Origin of the sequence: Actinomyces succiniciruminis (assembly GCF_900002405.1) — a bacterium.
Lineage (GTDB): Bacteria > Actinomycetota > Actinomycetes > Actinomycetales > Actinomycetaceae > Actinomyces > Actinomyces succiniciruminis.
Window position 1 is genome coordinate 88,960 of record NZ_LK995471.1, and the last position, 17,143, is coordinate 106,102.

Sequence of the window (17,143 nt, forward strand, 5' to 3'; positions counted from 1 at the left end):
GTGAGGGTCTCGTTTCATGCGTTGGCCGCGGCGCACCCAGAGCACGCTTCTGGGCGCGCCGCGGCCTGGTGGTTGGAGCGGAAAGAGGAGGGCTTACTCCTTGGCGGCGGCCGCGGTCATCGCATCGACGATGCCCTGGGGGTCACCCTTACCGGCCAGCATGTCGACCACGGCGACGTTGAGCGCGTTGCCGATGTTCTGTCCCAGGGAGGTGTCCAGCCACACCTGGGAGTAGGCGGCGTCGTTGTTGGCCTCCACCTGCGGCAGCAGTGCCTCCTGGGTGACGACGTCCTGCGCCTTCTCGTTGACGGGGATGGTCTCGAAGGCGTCGGCGTAGGCCTCCTGCTTCTCCTCACTCATGAAGAAGTTGAGGAACTCGGCGCACAGTTCTTCCGGGGCGGTGGAGGAGCAGGCGTAGCCGTCTACGCCGCCCATGATGGCGGTGGGGTCGCCCTCGCCGCCCTCTACGGCCGGGAAGGGGAACCAACGCAGGTCGGGCAGCGGCTGCTCGTCCGGGGTAAGCGAGGCGATGACGCCGACGTTCCAGGTGCCCATGAGTTCCATGGCGGCCTGGTGGTTGGCCACCATGCCCGCGGACGAGCCGGCGCCCTGCTGTGCGGAGGTGGTTAGGAAGCCGCTGTTGAAGGGCTCGGTGGCGGCGAATTCCGCCAGGTCGTCGCCGGCGTCGACCCAGCACTGGTCGGAGAAGTCCAGCTCGGACATTGAGGACTCAAGCACGTCCTGGCTGCACTCGCGCAGGGCGAAGAAGTAGTACCAGTGGGCGGCCGGCCAGGCATCCTTGGCCCCCAGGGCGATCGGGGAGGTGCCGGAGTCCTTGAGCTTGGCGACGGCGTCGGACAGCTCCTCCATGGTGGTGGGCGTCTCGGTGATGCCGGCGGCGTCGAACAGGTCCTTGGAGTAGTAGATGCCACCGGGCTGCAGCGAGGTGGGCATGGCGTAGATGCCGTCATCGATCGTGTAGGCGGAGAAGGCACCCTCGGGGACGTCCGCCGCCACGGAGTCGTCGATCTTGTCCGAGATGTCGAGGATGAGTCCGGCGTCGACCATGTCGCGCAGCTTGCCGCCGCCGCGAGTGAGGAAGACATCGGGCCCCTCGCCGGCGTTCTGTGCGGTCTGCAGCTTGCCGTCCAGGTCCTCATTCTGAATGGCCTGAACCTCCACCGTGACACCCTCGTGGGATGCCTCGAAGTCGGCGGCAATGGTCTCCCAATACTCCGAGCCGGGCCCCGTGGTGGCGTTGTGCCACAGGGTGAGGGTGTTGTCATCCCCGCCTCCTCCGGTGCCGCCGCCACAGGCTGCCAAGGCTAGCGATGCGGTCAGGACACCGGCCATCAGTCCCGCCGCGCGGCGGCGACGGGAACGGCCGGGATGGGGGTTGTGAGCGCTGAGCTTCATCTTTGAAACCTCCAGATACGGACGCGTCCGATCGGGCTGACCGAAATATTTCGCGAATCCGTCTGACGCATTTAGTATAGCGGCACACATTATTCTGTCAACCACGGTCCTCACCGACCTCCAACCGCCCCTTCACACGCACCCCAAGGAGCCGCCATGGCCTACTTCGACCTGCCGCCGTCGGAACTGGAGGACTACTCCCCCGATCTGCCCGAGCCGGAAGACTTCGACGCCTTCTGGGCACGCACGCTCGCACACAACCCCTTCGATCCGGCCAGCGTCAGCGCCGCCCCCGTGACGACGCCGCTGCGCACCCACCGGGTCCAGGACGTCACCTTCGGCGGTTACGCCGGAGACCCCATCCGCGCCTGGCTGATCGCCCCGGCCGACCAGTCCGGACCGCTGCCCGCCGTCGTCGAGTTCCTCGGCATGGGCGGGGGCCGCGGTCTGCCGCAGGACAACCTGGCCTGGGCGGCCGCCGGCTACGCCCACCTGGTGATGGACACCCGCGGCCAGGGCTCGCACTGGGGCTCCGGGGGTGATACGCCGGACCCGCACGGCACGGGCCCGGCCGCGGCCGGCTTCGCCACGCACGGACTGCAGTCACCCGAGGAGTACCTGTACCGGCGGCTGTTCGTGGACGCCCACCACGCCGTCGAAGCCGCCGCGGTCCTGCCGGAAGTGGACGCCTCCCGCATTGCCGTCACCGGCGTCTCGCAGGGCGGCGGACTCACGCTGGCCGCGGCGGGCCTGAACCACCGCGTCATTGCCGCCATGCCGAACGTGCCATTCATGTGCGCGCTTACCCGCGCGGTCGGACTGACAGATGACCCGCCCTATGCCGATATCGCCGGCTACCTGGCCGTGCACCGCGACGAGGTGGAACAGGTGCGCCGCACACTCGCCTACTTTGACGGTGCGCTGCTGGGCGCGCGGGCGACCTGCCCGGCCCTGTTCTCCACCGGGCTGATGGACACCACCTGCCCGCCGTCGACCGTCTTCGCCGCCCGCAACCGATGGGGGCAGGCGGCCGGCCCGGCACCGGCGCGCCCGGAGATCCGCGTCTACCCCTTCAACGGGCACGAGGGCGGCGAGTCGTACCAGTGGCGCGAGCAGGTGGCCTGGCTCGCCGCACTGCATCAGAACCTCGAATAGTCCTGTTAACCTCCTGGAAGCACACGGGCCCGGCGGGTCCTGAGGGGAGAAGACGTGGAATCTCGGCAGCGAGTGACCCTGGACGACGTCGCTGCGGCGGCCGGCGTTTCCAAGTCGGCCGCCTCCAAGGCGCTGAACAACCGCGCTGACGTGTCTGCGGCGACACGGGAGCGCGTCCTGGCCGCCAGCGAGGATCTGGGCTACGTGCGCCCGGAGACGACGCCGGCCCGCACCTACCCGCCGATCGCGATCGTCTCCGACGACCTCGCCACCGCCTACACCATTGAAGTGCTCAAGGGGGCCGCGACCGCCGCGCTCGACGCCGGGGTCGCCCTGCACACCACCTACACGCCCACCCCGGCCGAGCGCGCGCACCCGGTGCCCTTCGAACCGGAGTGGTTCACACTACTGAAGGCCACCGACTACCTCGGCCTGATCGTGCTGACCTCACCGCTCACCCGCGAGCAGCACGCCAGTGCCAGGCGCATCGGCCTGCCCTTGGTGATGATCGACCCCTCCGGCGAGCAGGAGCGCGGCATCGCCTCCATCGGCGCGACCAACTGGAACGGGGGCGTGGACGCCACCGAGTACCTGATTGGGCTCGGCCACGAGCGCATCGCCCTGGTCGGCGGCCCGGAAGACTCGGTGCCCGCGCGCGAACGCCACCAGGGGTACCTGTCCGCGCTGCAGATGCACTCGCTGCCCGTACACGCAAACCTGATCTCCTCCGGCCCCTTCACCTATGAAACCGGCCTGCAGCAGGGGCGCCGGCTGCTGCGGCTGCCGGAGGACGAGCGCCCGACCGCGGTCTTCGCCGCCTCGGACACCACCGCCCTGGGCATCTACGAGGCGGTCCGGGAGGCCGGGCTGCGCATCCCGGAGGACTTCAGCGTGGTCGGCTTCGACGACACGGAAATGGCCGGCTGGGCGGCGCCGCGGCTGACGACGGTACGTCAGCCGCTGTTCCGCATGGGACAGGAGGCGGTCCGCATGATCGTGGACAATCACCACGGCCGCCCCATGCTGACCACCACGCCCCTGCGGCTGAGCACCCGCCTGGTCATCCGCGACTCCGCGACGCCGCCCCGGTAGCGCTGCCCTGCTTGCCACCGCGGGCGGTGGTGGGCCGATGCCGATCCACCACCGCCCGCGGTTCGAACGGATTGCTGCGGTCCTCCGCCTAGGCGGTCACGGCACGGCGCTTGTTAAGCAGGTCGAAGGCGACGGCGCCGAGTACGACCAGACCCTTGATGGCCTGCTGGTAGTCGATGCCGACCCCCAGCAGGGACATGCCGTTGTTCATCACGGCCATGACCAGGCCGCCGACGATGGCGCCGACGACGGTACCCACACCACCGGTGACGGCCGCACCGCCGATGAAACAGGCGGCGATGGCGTCGAGCTCGAAGCCCTGGCCGGCTTTGGGCCCGGCCATGTTGAGCCGGGAGGTGAAGATGATGCCGGCGAGCGCGCACAGCACCCCGTTGTTGACGAACACCCAGAAGCGGACCCACTGCACCTTGACGCCGGACAGGGCCGCCGCTTCCTTGTTCCCGCCGATCGCGTAGATCTGGCGACCGATGACGGTACGCCCGGCGACGAAGGAGTACAGCAGAATCAGTGCCGCCAGGATGATCAGCACGTATGGGGTGCCCTTGTAGGTGGCGATCTTCCAGGCGAAGGCCATGCCGATCAGGCAAACGAGCACAATGCGCGCGATCCAGGTCCCAGCGGCAGAGACGGGAACCTCATTGGCGATGGAACGCCGCCGGTTGCGCACCTCGGAGAACACATACGCGGCGAGCGCGATGGCGACTAGCAGCAGCGTGAATACGTCGTACCCGTACCCGCCGAGCAATCCATTGAGGTAGCCCGACGAGATCTCCCGGAATCCGCTCGGGAACGGGGAGATGGACAGGTTGTGCAGCACGATCATGGTCAGCCCGCGGAAGATCAGCATGCCGGCGAGGGTGACGATGAAGGCGGGGATGCCGACGAAGGCGATCCAGAATCCCTGCCACACGCCGACGAGTAGACCGGTGATCAGCGCGGCGATGACTCCGGCCCACCAGGGCATGCCGTGGTTGACGGTCACCACGCCCGCGACGGCCCCGGTCAGAGCCACGACCGAGCCGACCGAGAGGTCGATGTCGGCCATCAGGATGGCGAAGAGCATGCCGATCGCCAGCACCAACACATAGGCGTTCTGCACGATGATGTTGGAGACGTTCTGGGAGGAGAGGATCTGGCCATTGGTGACGATCGCGAAGAAGATCACGATGACAACGAGCGCAATAGCCAGGCCCCCTTGCCGCAGGTTTGTACGCAAGGCGCCCTTGAGCGTTGAGAATGTATTGGACATTGGTCAGTCTTCCTTGATCTGAGTCATATAGCGCATGAGCGTCTCCTGGTCGGCATCGCCGCGATCCAGGTCGGCGGTGACGCGCCCAGCCGAAAGGGTGTAGATGCGATCGCAGATGCCCAGAAGTTCGGGCAGCTCCGAGGAGATGACGAGGACGGCCTTGCCCGCGTCTGCGAGCTGGTTGATGATCTGGTAGATCTCGTATTTGGCGCCGACGTCGATCCCGCGGGTGGGCTCATCGAGGATCAGCACGTCCGGCTCGGCGGCCACCCACTTGGCGAGCACGACCTTCTGCTGATTGCCTCCCGACAGTCCGCCGACGACGGACTCAATGGTGGGCGCCTTTACAGCCATCTGACCGCAAAGCTCGGTGACCACGGCTCGTTCCTCATGAAGATCGAGCACACCGCGGCGGGAGAACCTGCGCGGGGACGCCGATGAGACGTTGCGCCTGATGGACTCGATGAGGTTGAGCCCGTAGCGCTTGCGGTCCTCCGACACGTAGGCGATGCCGTTGGCGATGGCCGAGGCCACGTCCTTGATTTGGATCTCGCGGCCGTCTTTGAAGACTCTGCCGGTAATGTCGCTGCCCCAGGAGCGGCCGAACAGGCTCATGGCCAGCTCGGTGCGTCCGGCCCCCATCAGGCCGGCAAGGCCGACGATCTCACCGTGCCTGAGCACCAGGTCGGCGGCGTCGACGACGGTGCGCGACGGGTCGGCGGGATGGTGCACGGTCCAGCCCTCGAGTCGCAGCGCCTCTCCATCGACTTGGGAGACGTGATCGGGGAAGCGCTGGTCCAGCGTGCGGCCGACCATGAGGCGGATGATCTCGTCCTCCTCGACACCGCCCTTGCGGTGCATGTCGAGTGTGGCGATGGTGTGCCCGTCGCGAATGATCGTCGTGGAATCGGCGATCTGCCTGATCTCTCCGAGTTTGTGGGAGATCATGATGCAGGTGATGCCCCGCTCCTGGAGTTGACGTATGAGGTCGAGCAGGTGGGCGGAGTCGTCGTCGTTGAGGGCGGCGGTGGGCTCGTCCAGGATGAGTAGGCGCACGTCCTTGGACAGGGCCTTAGCGATCTCCACCAGCTGCTGCTTGCCCACGCCGATGTCCTGAACCCGGGTTGCCGGATTCTCCGCCAGCCCCACGCGGGCCATGATCTTCTGGGCCTCGGTGTTCGTGCGGTGCCAGTCGATGACACCGCGGGATGAGCGTTCATTCCCCAGGAAGATGTTCTCCGCAATGGACAGGAACGGGCTGAGCGTGAGTTCCTGGTGGATGATGGCGATGCCCGCGCTCTCCGACGCCTTGATGTCGGAGAAGCGCACCTCCTTGCCGTCGAGCAGAATCTGCCCCTCATAGGTGCCGTGCGGGTGCACACCCGACAGCACCTTCATCAGGGTCGACTTACCGGCCCCGTTCTCGCCGCAGATGGCATGGATCTCGCCGCGCCTCACCGCGAAGTTGACGTCGTCCAACGCCACCACCCCGGGGAACCGCTTGGTGATGCCACGCATCTCAAGAATGTTGTCAGTTGCCATGTTCAGCCCCGACTCCTGTCACGGATGGGCACCGATGCACCCGGTACCACGAAGCAATTCCGGTCACTTGAGTTCGTCCTCGGTGATGTAGCCCGTGTCCACGAGGGAGCTCTGCACGTTGTCCTTGGTGATGATCTCGGACTTCAGCAGGTAGGAGGGGACGACCTTCACCCCGTTGTCGTAGGTCTCGGTGTCGTTGACCTCCGGCTCCTCGCCGCTGAGCACCGCCACGGCCATCTGCACCGCGGCGTCGGCGAGTTCGCGAGTGTCCTTGAAGATGGTGGAGTACTGCTCGCCTGCCATGATCGACTTGATGCCTGCGATTTCCGCGTCCTGCCCGGTCACCGTCGGGTAGGGCTGCGCATCGGTGCCGTACCCGGCGCCCTTGAGTGCGCCGAGGATGCCGATGGACATGGAGTCGAGCGGTGACAGGACGCCGTCCACCCGGCTGCCGTCGGAGTAGGTGGAGGTGATCAGGTTGTCCATGCGGGACTGGGCGGTGGCGGCATCCCACCGCATGGTGGCCACGGTGTCAAAGTCGGTCTGACCGGACTTGACCCTGAGCACACCGCTGTCGATGTAGGGCTGGATCACGTCCATGGCGCCGTTGAAGAAGAAGGGAGCGTTGTTGTCGTCCGGAGAACCACCGAACAGCTCGATGTTGTAGGGCTCGTCCGGTGATACGCCGGCGTCCTCGCCGTCGGCGTTAAGAATGCCCATGCCGATGAGCAGGGAAGTGCCCATCTGGGTGCCGACGTCGTAGTTGTCGAAGCTGGTGTAGTAGCTGACGTTCTCGTTGTCCCGGATGAGGCGGTCGTAGGAGATGACCGGAATACCGGCCTCGCCGGCCGAGTCCAGTTGACCGGACAGCGCGGTGCCGTCGATGGGCGCAATGATGAGCAGATTGACGCCCTGCGTGATCATGTTGTCGATCTGGTTGGTCTGCGTGGGGATGTCATCCTCGGCGAATTGCAGATCGACGTTGTAGCCGAGTTCTTCGAGCTGCTTCTTGATGTTGTTACCGTCTTTGATCCAGCGTTCAGATGACTTGGTCGGCATGGCCACGCCGATCTTGAGTTCCGCGGGCTCCTTGCGGGCGGTGTCGTTTCCGGCTCCGCCTGTCGCACCGGGCCCACCGCAGGCGGCCAGCGCCGCCGCCACCGCGGCGGTGACACCACCGGCGAGAGCACAGCGACGCGAAAGAGTCGGGACTTGGGGTCGAGACATGTTGAGCCTCCTCTTCGAGATCTTCAGGAAGCCCCGCGGCCACAACGCCTCGGCACGCCGTCCGCGGGATCCAACACTAGTGTGAACGTTCACTTTCGACGTGTCAACATCCCCCCGTAACCACCGACACGCACGGACCAGATGGCTAAATATCGGCCTTTTAGATATGTTAACAACCCACTCATGTAGAGTGAACCTTAACATCCATGTTTTGACGAGTCTCCCTCGGGCCGGTGCAGGACCGGCCGCCGATGAGGGGCCGTCGGCCGCTCAGGCATCAGCAGCTGGAGCGGCGCACGCGCAGGGTCGGGGAGATCGAGTGGGTGGTGCCGACCTCGCCGTCGATCGCGCGCAGGAGCACCTCCATGCACAGCACGCCGAGCTCGTCGAAGGGCTGGCGCACCGTGGTCAGCGGTGGAGAGAAGAAGGCCGTGCCGGGCGTGTCATCGAAGCCGACCACGGCGACGTCCTCGGGCACGCGCACTCCCTGGTCGCGCAGTGCCGCCAGCACGCCGAGGGCCATCAGGTCGTTGGCGCAGAAGACGGCGTCGGGCAGACCGCGCGCCACCATTTCGGCGCCGACCTCATAGCCGCGCTCGGCGCTCCAGTCCCCCGTCAGCATCGGCGGCACCTCCTGCCCGGCGTCCTCCAGGGCGGCGCGCCAGCCGCGAGCGCGGGCGAGGGCGTCGTACCAGTCCGCCGGCCCCGCGAGATGCGCGATGCGCTTTCGCCCTAACCCCAGCAAGTGTCCCACCGCCATGCGTGCGCCCAGTTCCTGGTCCACCGAGACCACGTGAATGCGCCCGCTCGGTGTCAGGCCGTCGGCGACGACGACGAGCGGCACCGCCCGGGCGACCCGTTCGGCAGAGGTGGCGATCCAGGTCTGTGGGGCGACCGCGATAATTCCGTCCACACCGCGTTCGATCAGGAAGTCGAAGACGTCGCGGATCTCCTTCTCCGCGTCGTCCGCCTCGCGCTTGAGGGCGGTGACGAGGGTGGCGTAGCCGGCCTGCCGGGCGGCGACCTCGATGGCGGCGGTGGTGGAGGCAGGCCCCTGGAAGTGGGACCCGGTGGTGACCACGCCGATCATGCGGGTGGAGTCGGTGACCAGGGCACGCGCGGCCATATTGGGCCGGTAACCGAGTTGGTCGATGGCGGCCCGGACCTTCGCCAGAGTGGCGGGGCGAACGGATTCGGGACGGTTGATGACGCGCGAGACGGTCTGGTGAGAGACACCGGCCAGGCGGGCGACGTCCATCATTCCCGGACGGCGCCCCGCAGTTCCGGGCACTGCCTGCGCAGACATGGGCGGCGTACCCGCGGCCCGGCTCAGTCCTCCTCCCAGAGCCGCCAGGTGAAGGTGTGGGACTCGCCCGCAGCCAGAGTGACCAGGTCTTGTCCGGTATTGAAGGCGTTGGGCGGGCAGGTCATGGGCTCGACGGCGACGCCCCGCCGTCCCAGGTGCTCACCGCTGTAGACCTGCACCCAGGGGGCCGCGGCGCTAATGACCACGCTGCGCTCGCCCTCGCCGCCGGTCAGCCGCACCTGCCAGGCACCGGCGGGCAGCCCGGTGTAGGCGTTGTCGGTGGCGGTGCTCCCCACCAGGCGCCCGGCGCGCCAGTCCCAGTCGCTGCCGGTCACCTCCCGCTCCCCCGCCGGCGCCATGTGGGCGTCGACGTCGAGCACGCGGTCGGCGGGCACCTGCAGCACGCATTCGTCCAGCGGGACCGAGCGGGTCAGGTAGGGGTGGCAGGAGACGCCGTAGGGGGCGGGCGCGGGAATCCCGTCCTCGAGCGGGGCGCCAACGATGCCGGCGGATGTGGAGACGGCGGCGCCGGCGTTGGTGGTTGTGGTGGTGACGGTAAGGCCCGTGCGCGCGTCCAACGCGTAGCGGACGGCGACCTCCAGCGCCCAGGGGTAGGCGTAGGAGGCGGGCAGACTGAGTACCAGGGTGACCGCCTCGGCCGCCTCCGGCGTGGCAGTGCCGGCGGCTTCGGGCTCGGCGACGGCGAAGCTCGTCCAGCCGACCAGGCCGTGCAGGGCGGCCCCGGTCTCGGGCTCGTTGCAGGGCACCGGGTAATCCACGCCGCAGTAGGTGTAGTGGGAGTCGGCGATGAGGTTGGGCCAGGGGACCAGCGTCTTGCCCTGCCAGGCGCCGGGCAGGGCGGTTTCGGCATCAAAGGGGATGACCAGGTCGCGCCCCTGCCGGCGCAGGTGGACCAGAGTGGCGCCTGCGGTGGCGATCCGGGCTTCGTAGTCGCCCGCGCGCAGGTCGATGAGCTCTCCATTGAGCGAAGGGTGTTGCATGGTTGCTTCCAGACTCTCGTGGGGCCGCCGCCCCGGCTTGTGTTTACCGGATATCCGTAGGTTAGCCGAGGCGGGCGGCCCCAGGTGTCACTGGCCGCCCAGGCCGGTGGTGGCCACGGCCTTGATGATCTGGCGCTGGAAGAGCATGAACAGGATCGTGAGCGGCAACGCGGCGATCATGGCGGAGGCCATGGTCTGGGCGTAGATGGTGCCGTAGGCGTTCTTCACCGTGGACAGACCCACCGGCAGCGTCATCAGGTCGGGATTGTTGGTAACGATGAACGGCCACATGAAGTTGTTCCACGCACCGATGAACACGAAGATCGCCACGGCGGTGACAATCGGCCGGGACACCGGCAGGATGATGTTCCAGAACAGGCGCCAGTTCCCGGCGCCGTCCACGCGGGCGGCATCCTCCAGTTCCTGGGGAACCTGGTCGAAGTACTGCTTGAAGATGTACACCATCATCGGCGCGATGGTCTGTGGCAGGATCACACCGGCGAAGGTGTCCACCGCATTCAGCAGCACCATCTCCTTGAACAGCGGCACGATCAGGATCTGCCCGGGAACCATGATCAGGGCGATCGTCAGCGCGAGCAGCGCCTTGCGCCCACGGAAGATGGTGCGGGAGAAGGCGTATCCGGCCAGCGCACAGATGATGACCGTGAGGATGGTGACCGCGGTGGCGATCAGGAAGGTGTTGCCCATCCAGGTGAACACCTCGCCGCGTTCAAACACGGTGCGGTAGTTCTCCAGGGTGAAACCGCCGTCGGGAACCCACTGCAGCGGCAGTGACTGTGCCTGTACCTCGGTCTTGAAGGAGGTGTCGATCGCCCAGGCGAGCGGCAACAGCCAGGTGAGGGCGAACAGGCCGAGGATGAGGAAGGCGACGACGCGGGCCACCTTGCTGTCTCCCAGCAACAGACCGCGGGTGCGGCGGATCTCCGCATTGCGCTCGGCCCGCTCGCGGCGGTGCCGGTCGCGCAAAGAAATCGGCGGGGCGATGGACTCAGCGCTCATTGTTGGCGTCCTTCCGAGAGCGGGTCAGGAACCGGAAGGCCACGGTGATGACAATGATGACGATGAAGAAGATGTATGACATCGCCGAGGCGTAACCCATGCGGTAGTTCGTGAAACCCGTGTCGTAGATGTACTGGAGGATGGGGCGGGTGGAGCCCTCGGGGCCCGATCCGCCGGCGAAGGCGATGAACATCTGGTCGAAGATCTTCAGTGAGGCGATCACCTGCAAGGTTGCCACCAGCACGGTGGTGCCACGCAGCTGCGGCAGGGTGATCGAGAAGAGCTTGCGCCAGAAGCCGGCGCCGTCGACCTCGGCGGCCTCGTAAAGCAGGTCCGGGATCGCCTGAAGGCTGGACAGGTACAGCAGGAAGTTGAAGCCCACGGTCCACCAGACGGTCAGGATGACCATGGACCACATGGCCACATCCACGTCGGTGAGCCAGCCGACCTTGTCCAGCCCGAACCTGCCCAGCCAGTAGTTGATGAAGCCGACGTCGGAGTTGAACAGCCAGGTCCAGATCTGCACGACGACGGCGACCGGCAGGAGGTAGGGGGCGAAGAAGGACAGCCGCCAGAACCACTGGCCGGGGATGCCGATGTACACCAGTAGCGCCATGATCAGGGCGACGAGTACCAGCGGGATGGTGCTCATGAGCGTGAAGGCGAGCGTGTGGCCCAGAGTGGACCACATGGTCGCGTCACCGAAGGCCTCAACATAGTTGGCCAGTCCCACCCAGCCGCCGTTGCCCATCAGGGACTGCTCCGTGAAAGACAGCCACAGCCCGTAGACGATGGGGGCAATCAGAAACAGGAAGGCGACGACGAGGAAGGGAATGACGAAGGGCATGCCGGAGCCGAGTCGCCTAACCGCACGGGAGGAGTCCTGTGCGCTCCGGCTCGCGCCGGCCCGGCGGCCGGTCCTCGTGGTGGAGGCCGTAGCCGAATCCGTTCCGGCTGCCGTGTTCGCTGCGGTTCTAACAGTCATAGCGGGTCTCCTTTCACTCAGGCCGGCGGGTTCTGGGCGAGCATGCGGTTAAGGCGGTCGATGAGTCCGTCCACGGCCTGCTCCGGCGTGAGGGAGCCGGACAGCCAGCAGGACTGCATGACCTCCGCCACGCGCGCCTGGAAGTCGGAGCCGGATCCCGTGAACCAGGCGGCGGGTTCGAAGACGGCCTGGTCGATGGCGTCGGCATAGTGGGACTGGGGCACGAGTTCGGCGTAGGCGGAGGATGAGGTGACCTCCACGTTCGCGGGGGTGTGCCCGCCGGCCGCCCAGTCGAGGGAGTTCTTGAGCATGCCGGCCACGACCTCGTAGGCCGCATCGCGCTTGGCCTCGTCCACACTCGTCTGGTGCGGGAGCACGAATACGTGGGAGTCACCGAAGGTGGCCGGGGTGCCGAAGATGTTCGGCATCGGCATGGCGTCCAGGGGCACGCCGGCGTTCAGGAAGGTCTGGTACTCCCAGTTGCCCATGAAGGTGATGCCGGTGCGGCCGGTGGAGAAGGAGGCGATGGCGCCGCCGTAGTCCATATCCGGCTCGGCGACGGTGCCGTCGAGCATGTCCTTGATCAGGGAGGTGACCTTGATGGCGGCGTCTCGGTCGATCTGCGCCTCCTGCCCCGGAGTGAGGGTGCATTCCGCACCGGTCTGGGCGTACAGGCCCCAGAACATGCGGGAGACCTGGGCGCCGTCGCCGGTGTAGCCGAAGGACATGCCCTGCCCGCCGGTGACTTCGGCCAGGCGGCGGCCGGCGTCGAGGAAGCCCTCGGGGGAGTCCAGTCCGGTCAGGGTGCCGTCCGCGGCGAGCAACCCGGCCTGGTCGCACAGCTCGGTGTTGAAGAAGAGGATGAAGGCGTGGAAGTCCAGCGGGACGGCGTACAGTCGGCCGTCCACGAAGCACTTGTCCCAAAGCAGATCGGGGAACATCTCGGGGGTGATGCCGTGGTCCGCGAGCCGGTCCAGATCCCAGGTGTCGAGCAGCCCGCCGGGGGCGTAGCCGATCACTCGAGTGGCGTGCATGACGGCCAGGTCCGGGGAGCGCCCGCCGACCGAGGACATCGCTAGCTTCGTGTAGTAGGGGCCGCCCCAGGTGAGCACCACGGGGTCGATCTCAAGCTGCGGATTCTGCTGGCCGACGGTGTCCATCATGGCCTGGAAGACGCCGCCGTCACCGCCTGTGAACAGGTGCCAGAGCTGGATCTTGGTGCGGTCGGAGGCGGATGCCGAGGACGAGCAGCCGCCCAGCAGGCCGGTTCCGGCCAGTGCGGCGCCCGAAAGCATGGCCGCGGTCAGAACGCGACGTCTGCTGGGGAGCGCGTACGGAATCGATGGTTGACTCAACGTGACCTCCTTGTCAGTCGTGAGTGAGTGGTGCCCGTGGGGGCGGCGCGTACGGGCTGTCGAGTCGTACGCGCCGCCCGGGTGGGGCGTCGGCGGAGGGGCGGGCCGGCCCGCCGCCGACGCTTCGGGCTCCTTTCTTTCAGGCGAGTTCGACCGCCAGCCAGGAGGCGGGCGGCAGCGTGGTGGCGAGCACGTCGTCGGCCAGCGTCACCTCGTGGGGGACGGGGTGGACGCGGTCGGGGTCGTCGGCGGTGTTGACGGCGTCGAGGTCGTCGGGCGCGATGATCTGGGCCGCCTTGACGCGGCTCACGCCCAGGGCCCCCAGCGCGGCGGTGACGTCGACCGCATCGGTCAGTGAGCGGTTCAGGGCCAGCAGCGAGCCGGTGCCCGTCTCCTCGTCCCAGGTGACCACGGCGTCGACGGCGTCTACCTCACCGTAGCGCTCGGTGCCGGTGACCGGGCTGGCGACGACGGCGTCGTAGGCCTGGCCGCGGGCGATCCGGGAGGCGATGGCGAAGGGGTGGAAGGTGGTCTGCCGCCAGGCGCGTCCGCCCTTCTCGGTCATAATCGGGGCGATCACGTTGACCAGCTGCGCCATGGAGGCCGCCTTGACGCGGTCGGCGTGGCGCAGCAGGGAGATCAGCAGGCCGCCGACCACCAGGGCGTCGGCACCGGTGTAGACGTCCTCGATGCGGGGGGCGGCCTCCGGCCAGTCGTCGGGGGCGAAGCCGTGCTCGATGGAGTTCCAGGCGCCCAGGCGCCACACGTTCCACTCGTCGACGCTGACCATGATCTTCTTGTTCGAGCGGTGCTTGGCGCCGACGGCGTCGGCGGTGGCGATCACCCCGTCGATGAAGCGGTCCAGGTCGACGCCGGCGGCGAGGAAGCTGGCCCGGTCCTGGGCGTCGGGGTCGACGTAGCGGTGGAGGCTGATGTAGTCGACCTCGTCGTATGCCAGGTCGAGGATGGTCCGCTCCCAGTCGCCGAAGGTGGGCATCTCCCAGGCGGCGGAGCCGCAGGCCACCAGTTCGAGGTCCTGATCGACCATGTGCATGGCGCGGGCGGTCGACAGGGCCAGGTAGGCGTAGTCCTCGGCGTTCTTGTGCCCGACCTGCCAGGGGCCGTCCATCTCGTTACCCAGGCACCACATGCGCACGTTGTAGGGGTCCTCGTGCCCGTTGGTGCGGCGCAGGTTGGCGTACTGCGTGTCCGCCTGGCCGTTGACGTAGTCGAGGAGGTTGACGGCGTCGGTCTCGCCGCGAGTGCCGAGGTTGATGGCCATCATCGGCTCGATACCGGCCTGGTCGCACCAGGTCATGAACTGGTCGGTGCCGAAGGTGTTGGGCTCGGTGGTGTGCCAGGCGAGCTCGAGCCGCCGGGGCCGGTCCTGGATCGGACCGACGCCGTCCTCCCAACGGTAGTTCGACACGAAGTTGCCGCCGGGGTAGCGCACGGTGGTGACGCCGAGTTCGCGCACCAGTTCCATGACGTCCTGACGCAGACCGTTGGCGTCGGCGGTGGGGTGGTCGGGCTCGAAGATGCCGGTGTAGACGCAGCGCCCCATGTGCTCCACGAAGGAGCCGTACATGCGGGGTGAGATGCGACCGATGGGGCGGTCGGCGTCGACCGAGATGCGTGCTGTCAAGGGATCCTCTCCTTTGAGTCGGTTGTGGGCCGTGCCTCCGGCGGGCGGTGCCGGCGCGCTGCCGTTGTCACCATGGTGACCCTTCTACTTCAACGTTGTCAACCCTCGCAGGCGCCACCCGTACACGAGCATCCACCCGCTTTCTTCTGCCATATCAGCACATATCCGGAATTCGCTGAGACACGAAGGCGAATTGACAATGTTTGACATCGTTGAACGTGCGCCGCAGCACAGTCGGCGGGCGTTTCTGTATGCTGCCGCGCATGGCCGCCACGCTCCTCGACGTCGCCGCCCTCGCGGGCGTCTCGCCGAAGACCGTCTCGCGGGTGGTCAACGGCGAGCCGGGGGTCTCCCCCACCACGCGCGAGCGAGTGCTGGACGCCGTGGCGCGCGCAGGCTATGCCCCAAACACCTCCGCCCGCTCGCTGCGCACCGGTCGCTCCGGAGCCATCGGGCTGGCGGTGCCGGAGTTGAATCAGCCGTTCTTCGCAGAGATCGCCGACCGCATTGCCGCCGAGGCGCGCCGCCACGACCTGGCGTTGGTGCTCGGAGTGACCGGCGAGCGGGGCCAGGGGGAGGCTGATTTCCTCTCCCGGCACCCCGAGTTGGACGGCACCATCATGTACTGGCAGGGCATGGAGCCCGAGCAGATCACCGCCGCGGCCGCGCAGCGCCCCCTCGTGCTGCTCGGGGAACGGCAGCACGACGGCGTCGACCGGGTCACCATGGACAACGAGCGCGGCATCGGCCTGGTTGTCTCCCACCTGCACGCCCTGGGACGCCGCCGCATCGCCGTGCTCGGTACCCCCGCCGCGGGGGCGTGGACACATGCAGCCTCCCGCGTGCGCGCCGCCGCCTTGCGCGTCGCGATGGAAGACCGCGACCTGCCGCTCGACGAACGCCTACTGGTCTCCGCCACCGAGTGGCGGCGCGTCGACGGCGCCACCGCCATCCGCACGCTACTGGCCCGCCGAGTTCCCTTCGACGCCGTCATCGCCTTCAACGACGGCCTCGCCCTGGGCGCGCTGCACGAGTTGGCGGCGGCGGGGGTGCGTGTGCCCGACGACGTGGCCGTCACGGGTTTCGACAACCTGGAGATCTCGCGCTACAACTCCCCCGCGTTGACCACGATCTCCCCGACCCTGAGCGCCTACGGCGCCGACGCCGTCGCGCTGCTGCACGCCCGCATCGACACCCCCAGCGCCCCGGTACGCACGGTGGTGGAGGACGTGGCCCTGCTGGCCCGCGACTCCACGGTAGGAGGTGAGGGACGGTGGCCGACCGCGTGACCATGGGCGATGTCGCCCGCCGGGCGGGCGTGTCCACCAAGACCGTCTCGAACGTGCTGCGCGGCGCACCCGGCGCCTCTGCCGCTACGCGCCAGCGCGTGCTGGAAGCCGTCGCGGCGCTGGACTACCGGCTCAATCCGAGCGCTTCGGCACTGCGCTCAGGCCGGCGGGGGAGCATCACCTTGGCAATCCCCACCCTGCAGCAGCCGCTGTACGCCGCACTGGCCGAGGAATTGATGCGTGCCGCCGACGACACGGCCGTGATTCTGGAGCTGACGAGCGGTGAGGCGGAGCGCGAGCAGGAGATCCTGGCCGGCTCGTGGGCGAGGCGCTCCGATGCCGCCGTGCTGGTACCGCGAGGCCTGGACCCGGCCTCCTGGCCGATTGCCGAGCGCGCGCAACTCAAAGCGCCCCTGGCGATCATCGCCGATTCCGGCCCGCCGGATGTGCCACGCGTGACCTGCCCGCCCGAGGCGCAGGTGGAACTGGTTGCGGCGCACCTGCTGACGCTGGGGCGACGCCGCATCGCCGTCGTCGGGTCCTCCAGCAGAGCCGACCGGTGGACGGAGGCCTGCGCGCGAGGCCTGCGGGCGGCCGGACTGCGAGTGGACACCGAGGCCGTCGTTCGGGTGGATGCTCCGGACGGGCTGCTTGGCGGGGTCGAGGCGGTAGCGCGGCTGATGCATGTGGGCACCGGTGTGGATGCGATCGTCTGCCACAATGATGCGCTTGCCGCCGGGGCGGTCAGCGCGCTGCGGCGTCGTGGCGCGCGGGTACCGCAGGACGTGGCGGTGGTAGGGCGGGGGGACACGGAGTCCGCCGTGTTCGCCACTCCGACGC

At 67.8% G+C, this 17,143-nt stretch carries 14 protein-coding genes; 4 read left to right on the forward strand and 10 right to left on the reverse strand.

Annotation, left to right across the window (positions count from 1 at the left end):
* Positions 1–93: 93 nt before the first annotated feature.
* Positions 94–1,416 carry an ABC transporter substrate-binding protein gene (locus tag BN1056_RS02665; protein ID WP_210578837.1) on the reverse strand — a complete coding sequence of 441 codons (1,323 nt, stop codon included), beginning with the start codon at positions 1,414–1,416 and terminating at the stop codon, positions 94–96.
* Between the two features lie 156 nt (positions 1,417–1,572).
* Between BN1056_RS02665 and BN1056_RS02670 the strand changes: the two genes are divergently transcribed.
* Positions 1,573–2,571 carry an acetylxylan esterase gene (locus BN1056_RS02670; RefSeq protein ID WP_210578839.1) on the forward strand — a complete coding sequence of 333 codons (999 nt, stop codon included), beginning with the start codon at positions 1,573–1,575 and terminating at the stop codon, positions 2,569–2,571.
* A gap of 54 nt (positions 2,572–2,625) precedes the next feature.
* Positions 2,626–3,663: a LacI family DNA-binding transcriptional regulator gene (locus tag BN1056_RS02675; protein ID WP_210578842.1), complete on the forward strand. Its 1,038-nt coding sequence runs from the start codon at positions 2,626–2,628 to the stop codon at positions 3,661–3,663.
* Positions 3,664–3,751: 88 nt separating this feature from the next.
* Here BN1056_RS02675 and mmsB read toward each other — a convergent pair whose 3' ends face one another.
* The 9 genes from mmsB to arfA all read right to left on the reverse strand — a co-directional run bounded on the left by mmsB (position 3,752) and on the right by arfA (position 15,014).
* Complete coding sequence (gene mmsB, locus BN1056_RS02680; RefSeq protein WP_210578844.1) at positions 3,752–4,933, reverse strand: multiple monosaccharide ABC transporter permease; 1,182 nt, start codon at positions 4,931–4,933, stop codon at positions 3,752–3,754.
* Between the two features lie 3 nt (positions 4,934–4,936).
* Complete coding sequence (gene mmsA / locus BN1056_RS02685) at positions 4,937–6,475, reverse strand: multiple monosaccharide ABC transporter ATP-binding protein (protein WP_210578846.1); 1,539 nt, start codon at positions 6,473–6,475, stop codon at positions 4,937–4,939.
* 63 nt (positions 6,476–6,538) lie between these two features.
* Positions 6,539–7,702 (reverse strand): multiple monosaccharide ABC transporter substrate-binding protein, encoded by a 1,164-nt coding sequence (gene chvE / locus BN1056_RS02690; protein ID WP_210578848.1) that lies wholly within the window; start codon positions 7,700–7,702, stop codon positions 6,539–6,541.
* A gap of 277 nt (positions 7,703–7,979) precedes the next feature.
* The gene (locus BN1056_RS02695; protein ID WP_244671465.1) at positions 7,980–9,008 is read right to left on the reverse strand and encodes a LacI family DNA-binding transcriptional regulator; all 1,029 of its coding nucleotides are present in this window, start codon (positions 9,006–9,008) and stop codon (positions 7,980–7,982) included.
* 23 nt (positions 9,009–9,031) lie between these two features.
* Positions 9,032–10,009 (reverse strand): aldose-1-epimerase, encoded by a 978-nt coding sequence (locus tag BN1056_RS02700; RefSeq protein WP_210578851.1) that lies wholly within the window; start codon positions 10,007–10,009, stop codon positions 9,032–9,034.
* Between the two features lie 87 nt (positions 10,010–10,096).
* A complete protein-coding gene (locus BN1056_RS02705) occupies positions 10,097–11,029 on the reverse strand; it encodes a carbohydrate ABC transporter permease (protein ID WP_210578854.1) in 933 nt (310 codons plus the stop codon).
* Positions 11,019–12,014: a carbohydrate ABC transporter permease gene (locus BN1056_RS02710; RefSeq protein ID WP_244671466.1), complete on the reverse strand. Its 996-nt coding sequence runs from the start codon at positions 12,012–12,014 to the stop codon at positions 11,019–11,021. Before BN1056_RS02710 ends, BN1056_RS02705 begins: the two co-directional genes overlap by 11 nt.
* 17 nt (positions 12,015–12,031) lie before the next feature.
* Positions 12,032–13,369, reverse strand: a complete 1,338-nt coding sequence (locus BN1056_RS02715) for an extracellular solute-binding protein (RefSeq protein WP_210578856.1) — start codon at positions 13,367–13,369, stop codon at positions 12,032–12,034.
* A 139-nt stretch (positions 13,370–13,508) separates the two neighbouring features.
* Positions 13,509–15,014, reverse strand: coding sequence for an arabinosylfuranosidase ArfA (gene arfA / locus BN1056_RS02720; RefSeq protein WP_244671467.1), 1,506 nt, complete (start codon positions 15,012–15,014; stop codon positions 13,509–13,511).
* A 263-nt stretch (positions 15,015–15,277) separates the two neighbouring features.
* Between arfA and BN1056_RS02725 the strand changes: the two genes are divergently transcribed.
* Entirely contained in the window at positions 15,278–16,303 is a 1,026-nt protein-coding gene (locus BN1056_RS02725; protein ID WP_210578858.1) for a LacI family DNA-binding transcriptional regulator, read from the forward strand.
* A partial coding sequence (locus tag BN1056_RS02730) for a LacI family DNA-binding transcriptional regulator (protein WP_210578860.1) occupies positions 16,288–17,143 on the forward strand: 856 nt, incomplete at its 3' end. The genes BN1056_RS02725 and BN1056_RS02730, both read left to right, overlap by 16 nt.

Bases quoted from the DNA above. Each gene is read 5' to 3' on its own strand.
- BN1056_RS02725 (WP_210578858.1), top strand. From the start codon at position 15,278: ATGGCCGCCACGCTCCTCGACGTCGCCGCCCTCGCGGGCGTCTCGCCG.
- mmsA (WP_210578846.1), bottom strand. From the start codon at position 6,475: ATGGCAACTGACAACATTCTTGAGATGCGTGGCATCACCAAGCGGTTC.
- BN1056_RS02710 (WP_244671466.1), bottom strand. From the start codon at position 12,014: ATGACTGTTAGAACCGCAGCGAACACGGCAGCCGGAACGGATTCGGCT.
- BN1056_RS02700 (WP_210578851.1), bottom strand. From the start codon at position 10,009: ATGCAACACCCTTCGCTCAATGGAGAGCTCATCGACCTGCGCGCGGGC.
- BN1056_RS02695 (WP_244671465.1), bottom strand. From the start codon at position 9,008: ATGTCTGCGCAGGCAGTGCCCGGAACTGCGGGGCGCCGTCCGGGAATG.
- BN1056_RS02705 (WP_210578854.1), bottom strand. From the start codon at position 11,029: ATGAGCGCTGAGTCCATCGCCCCGCCGATTTCTTTGCGCGACCGGCAC.
- mmsB (WP_210578844.1), bottom strand. From the start codon at position 4,933: ATGTCCAATACATTCTCAACGCTCAAGGGCGCCTTGCGTACAAACCTG.
- BN1056_RS02665 (WP_210578837.1), bottom strand. From the start codon at position 1,416: ATGAAGCTCAGCGCTCACAACCCCCATCCCGGCCGTTCCCGTCGCCGC.
- BN1056_RS02670 (WP_210578839.1), top strand. From the start codon at position 1,573: ATGGCCTACTTCGACCTGCCGCCGTCGGAACTGGAGGACTACTCCCCC.
- chvE (WP_210578848.1), bottom strand. From the start codon at position 7,702: ATGTCTCGACCCCAAGTCCCGACTCTTTCGCGTCGCTGTGCTCTCGCC.